We start from the raw sequence: 6,664 nt of genomic DNA, 5'->3' as shown, positions 1-6,664 counted from the left end.
TTTGTTTGAATACGAAGATGCTACGCGTCCACTGAGTGGTTCTCGATGTACGGTCGAGAACCCGCAGACAACACCACTGTGTTCGCACAGCGTGTTGGTTTGCTTGTTCACTTTGATACATCAATAGTGTTTCGGCGGCCATAGCGAGAGGGAAACGCCCGGTCACATTCCGAACCCGGAAGCTAAGACTCTTTGCGCCGATGGTACTGCAGGGGGGACCCTGTGGGAGAGTAGGACACCGCCGGACTTCTTCGTTGAAATGGCCACCCAAGGTTCTTGGGTGGCCATTTTGCGTTAAGTCGTCGTTTCACGGGTACCGTGGGACAAGAATTCAACAGTAGGTTGACGCCGGGTGACGGCGTCCGAGCACCGTGGAGATCATCGTGAGTGACCAGTCAGCAGACCAGCCCGACAAGGGTGAGCGACGTCCTCCGAGATCCTCCGGTGACAACCGTGGGAACGGTGGTGCTGCACGGCGCGATGATCGCGCTCGTGGCACCGATCGTCCCCAGCGATCCGACCGTCCAGCACGGAGTGGTGACCGCCCGTCATCAGGGGACCGTCCGCAGCGTTCGGACCGTCCGGCTTGGCAGAAAGATCGCCCGGCGGCGGGGGATCGTCCGCAGCGTTCGGATCGTCCCGCGCGCAGCGGTGACCGTCCGTCATCAGGAGACCGTCCGCAGCGTTCGGATCGTCCGGCCTGGCAGAAGGATCGACCAGCGTCCGGCGACCGTCCGCAACGGTCGGACCGTCCTGCCTGGCAGCGGGACCGTCCATCGTCGGGGGATCGTCCGCAGCGGTCTGACCGTCCTGCGCGGAGCGGCGACCGTCCGTCGTCCGGCGATCGTCCGGACCGTGGAAACCGGACCGACCGTGGACACTCCTCTGAGCGTGGTGGCCGTCCCGACCGCGGGCGCGACAGCGGTGGACGCGAGCTGTGGACGCGCGATGGTGCTCCAGCCCGCGGCGACCGAGACGCCTTCCGACGCGAGCGCGAGCTGACGGAAGAAGAGCGCATCGCGTTCGAGCTCAAGTCGATCCGGCCGCGTCACGACGACCCGGAGATCCCTGACGACGTCACGCCGCAGGACCTCGACAAGGGTGCGCGAAACGAGCTGAAGACCCTGAGCAAGGAGAACGCCGACGGCGTCGCCCAGCACCTGGCGATGGCGGCGCGACTGATCGACAGCGATCCTGCGTTGGCCCACCTCCACGCGATGTCCGCTGCCCGTCGGGCCGGCCGGATCGCGATGGTCCGCGAGACCCTCGCCATCACCGCGTACGAGACCGGCGACTACGCCCTCGCGCTTCGCGAACTGCGGACCTACCGCCGTATCTCCGGTAAGGACGACCAGTTGCCACTCATGGTGGACAGTGAACGCGGCGTCGGCCGACCGGAGCGTGCCTTGGAACTCGGACGGTCCGTCGATCGCTCGACCCTCGATGTGCCGGTCCGCGTCGCCCTCGCGATCGCGATGTCGGGTGCCCGGCTCGACCTCGGGCAGACCGAGGACGCGCTGCTCGAGCTGCAGATCCCGCAGCTCGACCCGAAGCGTGCGTTCTCCTACAGCCCGGCGTTGTTCAATGCCTACGCCGAGACCCTCGAGGTCCTCGGTCGCGAGGAGGAGGCGGCTGTCTGGCACGACCGTGCGATGATCGCTTCCGAAGCGCTCGAGCAGTCCGCTGCAGACGACGAGGGCGAGACGATGGTGGTCGTGGAGGAGTTCCTCGAGTTCGACGACGAACCCGAGTCGCCCGTGGCAGTGGCCCCTGAATCCGACGATCAGCCCGGGGAGGAGCCGTCCGGTGAGCCCGCTGCTGACGAGAAGGCCTAAGCCCGTGACCCCGCTCGACGGCGTCGACGTGGTCCTCGCCGATCTGGACGGCGTGGTCTACGCCGGTCCGAACCCGATCCCGCACGCAGTGGAGTCGCTGAACCTGGCGGCGGAACACGTTCGCGTCGGATACATCACGAACAACGCCTCACGGACGGACGCCTCCGTCGCGCAGCACCTGACCGATCTCGGCCTCAGCGTCGCGCCGGCAGAGGTCGTCACGAGCCCACAGGCCGCGGTCCGGCTGCTGGCCGGCCTCGTGCCCGCCGGGTCGACGATCCTGGTGGTCGGTGGCGCCGGGCTCGTCGACGAGGTCGAGAAGGGTGGCTTCGTCGTCACCCGCTCGGCTGAGGACTCGCCGGCTGCGGTGATCCAGGGGTTCGCTCCCGAAGTCGGCTGGTCGCAGCTGGCGGAAGCGGCGTTCGCGCTGCAAACGCCGACCGCCGACGGTTCCGAGCTGCCGTGGGTCGCGACGAACACGGACTGGACCATCCCGCAGGCTCGTGGGATCGCTCCGGGCAACGGCACGCTGGTGTCGGCCGTCCACACGGCGGTCGGCCGTCTGGCGACCGTCGCCGGGAAGCCTGAAGTGCCGATCTTCGATGCGGCGAAGGTGCGATTCGGCGCATCCAAGCCGCTCTTCATCGGAGACCGACTGGACACCGACATCCTCGGCGCGAACCGCGCCGGGATTGCGTCGGCCCTCGTCCTGACCGGCATCGATCGAGCCAAGCACGTCCTCGCGGCCGACCAGCACTCCCGGCCGACCTTCATCCTCGAGGACCTGCGGCAGCTGCACGAGCCGTATCCGGCCACCACCATGTCGCGCGACGGCAAGGCGGCGACGGTCGGTGCGGCCACCGTGCGGATCCGCGGGAACGACGTCGTGGTGGAGTCCGACGGCCCCTCCCGGATCGACCTGTTGCGTGCCGCGTGCGCCGCGATCTGGGCGTCCGGCCGTGCCATCTACGGGCTCAACGTCCCGGAGCACCTGTACGCGGAGTGATGCCCACCCCTCGGGAGGCGCGGGTCGCGACCGGTGTTCGCCCACAGCGGTTCCCGCGGGCGGCGACGGTGGCGGCCGGTAGGGTTGCCCTGTGACGAACGAACCGGAGCACCCGACCGACGGCCTCGTGTCCCGCGTCCGCCTCATCGACGAGCAGCCGCTCGAGGAGCGGGCCGCCGCGTACGGCGAGCTCGTCGACGAACTCCGGGCGACGCTCGAGGGGAGCGACTCGCCGACGACGTCGGCGTAACGCATGGAGAACACACCCGAAGCACCGGCTGCAGCCGATTCGCCGGACGGCGCCGCGCAGCCCGCCCGCCTCGACGCCGCCCTCGCCGCGCGAGGACTCGCCCGCTCCAGAACCCATGCGGCCCAGCTCATCGCCGACGGGCTCGTGAGCGTCGACGACCGCACGATCGTGAAGGCCTCCCACCGGGTCCACCCGGATGCGCGGGTCGCCGTCGCCGGCGCCGACCACTACGTCAGTCGAGCCGCCCACAAGTTGCTCGCCGCCCTGGACACCTTCCCGGTCGTCGTCGACGACGCACTCGTCCTCGACGCCGGCGCCTCCACCGGCGGATTCACCCAGGTCCTGCTCGAGCGCGGAGCGCGTCGGGTGGTCGCCCTCGACGTCGGGCACGACCAGCTCGTGCCGCAGCTCCGAGACGACGAGCGGGTGCGGGTCGTGGAGGGGTGCAACGTCCGCTTCCTGACGCCGGAGCAGCTCAGTGACCTCACCGGCCTCGACGAGCGTCCGTCGCTCGTGGTCGGCGACCTCTCGTTCATCTCGCTCACCCAGGTGCTCCCGGCACTCGTGTCGGTCGTCGCGTCACCCGCGGAACTCGTCCTGCTCGTCAAACCGCAGTTCGAGGTCGGTCGTGGTGGCGTCCGTGAGGGCGTCGTCACCGATCCCGCGCTCCGTGCCGACGCCGTCGCAGGCGTCCTGTGGGCGGCCTGGGACCTCGGGCTGGGGACGGCCGGGCTCATCCCGTCGCCGATCGTCGGCACCCACGGCAACCGCGAGTATGTGGTGTGGATATCGGCCGAGCACGGAACCAATCCGACAGAATGGATGCAGCAGATCACCTCGATGGCTGGAGCGTAACCCGATGGCACATTCCACCGATCCTGCGGTAGCGGCGAGGAACATCCTGGTCGTCGCGCACACCGGTCGCGACGACTCCCGCGATGCCGCCGTGCTCGTGTCCAGGCTGCTCCTGGAGGCGGGCGTCCGCCCGGTCCTCAGCGCGCTGGAGCGGGCCGACCTCATCGCCGTCGACCCGGAGCTCGACGTCGTCTCCATCCTCGACGAGGAGGTCTCCCTCGGCGACATCGAACTGGCGATCGTCCTCGGCGGCGACGGCACGATCCTGCGAGCGGCCGAGGTCACCCGAGGATCGGCGGCGCCGCTGCTCGGGGTGAACCTCGGTCACATCGGCTTCCTCGCCGAGAGTGAACGCGACGACCTCGCCGAGACGGTCGAACGCGTCGTACGTCGCGACTACTTCGTGGAGGAGCGCATGACGCTCTCCGTCCGGGTCAAAGTCGGCGCGGAGGTCGTCTACGAGACCTGGGCGCTCAACGAGGCCACGGTCGAGAAGGCGAGCCGGGAACGCATGCTCGAGGTCGTGATCGAGGTCGATCAGCGTCCGCTCTCCTCCTTCGGGTGCGACGGGGTGGTCATCTCGACGCCGACCGGCTCAACCGCCTACAACTTCTCGGCGGGCGGCCCGGTCGTGTGGCCGTCGGTGGAGGCCATCACCCTCGTCCCGCTCAGCGCGCACGCCCTGTTCGCGAAGCCGCTCGTGGTCGGCCCGGAGTCGTCCCTCGCCGTCGAGGTCCTGGAACGCACCGACGGCCTCGGCGTGCTCTGGTGCGACGGCCGCCGGGCCAAGGACCTCCAGCCGGGCGCACGGGTGGTCGTCAGACGCTCCTCGGTGCCGGTCCGCCTCGCGCGCCTCCACGAGAGCACCTTCACCGATCGTCTCGTCAACAAGTTCCGGCTGCCGGTCACCGGTTGGCGCGGCCCCGTCGGACGCGAGGAGCCGATGACCGGCACGATCCACGTCCCGGCCTCCACGGCCACCCGACACCACAGCGATCAGGAGGGCACCGCATGATCGAGGAGATCGAGATCCGCGACCTCGGCGTCATCGCGTCCGGGACGCTCCCGCTCGGTCCCGGCTTCACCGCCGTGACGGGTGAGACCGGTGCCGGTAAGACGATGGTGGTCACCGCCCTCGGGCTGCTCCTCGGACAGCGGTCGGACAGCGGCGTCGTGCGAGCGGGCCAGAAGCAGACGAGTGTCCAGGGACGCTGGTTGGTGCCGGGCGACGGCGCGGTCGCCGAGCGCGTCCGCGAGGCCGGGGGAGACCTCGACCCCGCGGGTGATGCGGCAGAGCTGCTGCTCGGTCGGATCGTGACCGCCGAGGGCCGCGGCCGCGCGATTGTCGGCGGCCGGACGGCGCCCATCGGTATCCTCTCCGAACTCGGCGAGCAGCTCGTCGTCGTGCACGGGCAGTCCGACCAGATCCGGCTGCGGGCCGCGCCGGCCCAGCGGGACGCCCTGGACCGCTTCGCCGGTGAACCGCTCCAGCGGGCCCTCGGTGACTACCAGCGGCGCTACACGGAGCTCCTCGAGCTGCGGACGGAACTCGAGACCCTGACGAACGAGCGCGACACGCGACTCCTCGAGGCCGAGCAGCTGCGCGTCGCGCTCGCCGAGATCGAGCAGGCCGACCCGCAGCCCGGCGAGGACGCCGAGCTCGCCGAGCGCGCCGATCGACTGACGAACCTCGAAGAGCTCCGTCTCTCGGCTGCCGGCGCCCGAGAACTCGTCTCGGCCGAGGCGGGCGAGGAGAGCGACGTCGTCGGACTCCTCGAAGGCGCGCGGCGGCAGCTCGACCGGGCCTCGGTGCACGATCCCGCCCTCGGCGCGATCGCCGCGAGTGTCGCCAACGCGAGCTACCTGGCCGCGGAGATCGCCGCCGAGCTCTCGAGCTACCTCGCCGGACTCGACGAGGACGGCGCTCGCGAACTCGAGGTCGTCCAGGAGCGCCGTGCCACGCTCTCGACACTCGCCAGGAAGTACGGGCCGACGCCTGAGGACGTCCTGCACCTGCTCGAGACGGGCAGCACCCGCCTGATGGAGCTCGACGGCGACTCCGACCGCATCACCCAGCTCGAGGGCGACGTCGAACGGCTCTCCGGGGAGGTCGATGCCGCTGCCGCGACGTTGAGTGCCGTCCGGGTCGAAGCCGCTGCTCGACTCGGCGCAGCTGCGAGCGCGGAACTGCGCTCGCTCGCCATGGCCGAGGCGGAGCTCGTCGTCGAGGTGTCCGATCGCGACGACCTCACGCTGCACGGCAAGGACGTGATCGCCTTCCTCCTCCGGCCGCACGCCGGTGCCGAGCCCCGACCGCTCGGCAAGGGCGCCTCGGGCGGAGAGCTGTCCCGGGTGATGCTCGCCCTCGAGGTCGTCATCGCCGGCGCGGACCCCGTACCGACCTTCGTGTTCGACGAGGTCGACGCCGGCGTCGGCGGAGCCGCGGCGATCGAGATCGGGCGTCGCCTCGCGGCCCTCGCCGAACGCTCGCAGGTGATCGTCGTCACCCACCTCGCGCAGGTCGCGGCCTTCGCGAACAACCACCTGAGCGTGGTCAAGGGCGGAGACGGTTCGGTGACGGCGTCGAGCGTGCGCCAGCTCGTCGGCGCCGAGCGGGAGGCGGAGATGGCGCGGCTGCTCTCCGGGCTCGCGGAGTCCGACAGCGGCCTCGCCCACGCCCGCGAACTGCTCGCCCTCGCAGCTTCCTGACGACGCGAC

Annotated in this window: 7 protein-coding genes and 1 rRNA gene; all 8 read left to right on the top strand. The window is 70.1% G+C overall.

Annotation, left to right across the window (positions count from 1 at the left end):
* The first annotated feature begins 130 nt into the window (after positions 1-130).
* A 5S ribosomal RNA gene (gene rrf / locus A4X17_RS09885) occupies positions 131-247 on the top strand.
* 197 nt (positions 248-444) lie between these two features.
* Positions 445-1,002 carry a hypothetical protein gene (locus tag A4X17_RS19465; RefSeq protein ID WP_197479051.1) on the top strand — a complete coding sequence of 186 codons (558 nt, stop codon included), beginning with the start codon at positions 445-447 and terminating at the stop codon, positions 1,000-1,002.
* 164 nt (positions 1,003-1,166) lie between these two features.
* Positions 1,167-1,835, top strand: coding sequence for a hypothetical protein (locus A4X17_RS09880; RefSeq protein ID WP_231884348.1), 669 nt, complete (start codon positions 1,167-1,169; stop codon positions 1,833-1,835).
* A gap of 4 nt (positions 1,836-1,839) precedes the next feature.
* Positions 1,840-2,841, top strand: coding sequence for an HAD-IIA family hydrolase (locus A4X17_RS09875; protein ID WP_231884347.1), 1,002 nt, complete (start codon positions 1,840-1,842; stop codon positions 2,839-2,841).
* Between the two features lie 91 nt (positions 2,842-2,932).
* Positions 2,933-3,091, top strand: a complete 159-nt coding sequence (locus tag A4X17_RS19460) for a hypothetical protein (RefSeq protein ID WP_175484367.1) — start codon at positions 2,933-2,935, stop codon at positions 3,089-3,091.
* A gap of 3 nt (positions 3,092-3,094) precedes the next feature.
* Entirely contained in the window at positions 3,095-3,946 is an 852-nt protein-coding gene (locus A4X17_RS09870; RefSeq protein WP_064295494.1) for a TlyA family RNA methyltransferase, read from the top strand.
* A gap of 4 nt (positions 3,947-3,950) precedes the next feature.
* Positions 3,951-4,961: an NAD kinase gene (locus A4X17_RS09865; protein ID WP_079002652.1), complete on the top strand. Its 1,011-nt coding sequence runs from the start codon at positions 3,951-3,953 to the stop codon at positions 4,959-4,961.
* Positions 4,958-6,655 (top strand): DNA repair protein RecN, encoded by a 1,698-nt coding sequence (gene recN / locus A4X17_RS09860; protein ID WP_064295493.1) that lies wholly within the window; start codon positions 4,958-4,960, stop codon positions 6,653-6,655. The genes A4X17_RS09865 and recN overlap by 4 nt, the downstream gene beginning before the upstream one ends.
* The last annotated feature ends 9 nt before the right edge of the window (positions 6,656-6,664 follow it).

It is taken from the genome of Plantibacter sp. H53 (assembly GCF_001650455.1).
Classification (GTDB): Bacteria; Actinomycetota; Actinomycetes; order Actinomycetales; family Microbacteriaceae; genus Plantibacter; species Plantibacter flavus_A.
This window is presented reverse-complemented; position numbering and strand designations above follow the sequence as displayed.

Excerpts from the sequence above, each read along its gene's own strand:
- A4X17_RS09880 (WP_231884348.1), top strand. The coding sequence starts at position 1,167 with ATGGCGGCGCGACTGATCGACAGCGATCCTGCGTTGGCCCACCTCCAC.
- A4X17_RS09870 (WP_064295494.1), top strand. The coding sequence starts at position 3,095 with ATGGAGAACACACCCGAAGCACCGGCTGCAGCCGATTCGCCGGACGGC.
- A4X17_RS09865 (WP_079002652.1), top strand. The coding sequence starts at position 3,951 with ATGGCACATTCCACCGATCCTGCGGTAGCGGCGAGGAACATCCTGGTC.
- recN (WP_064295493.1), top strand. The coding sequence starts at position 4,958 with ATGATCGAGGAGATCGAGATCCGCGACCTCGGCGTCATCGCGTCCGGG.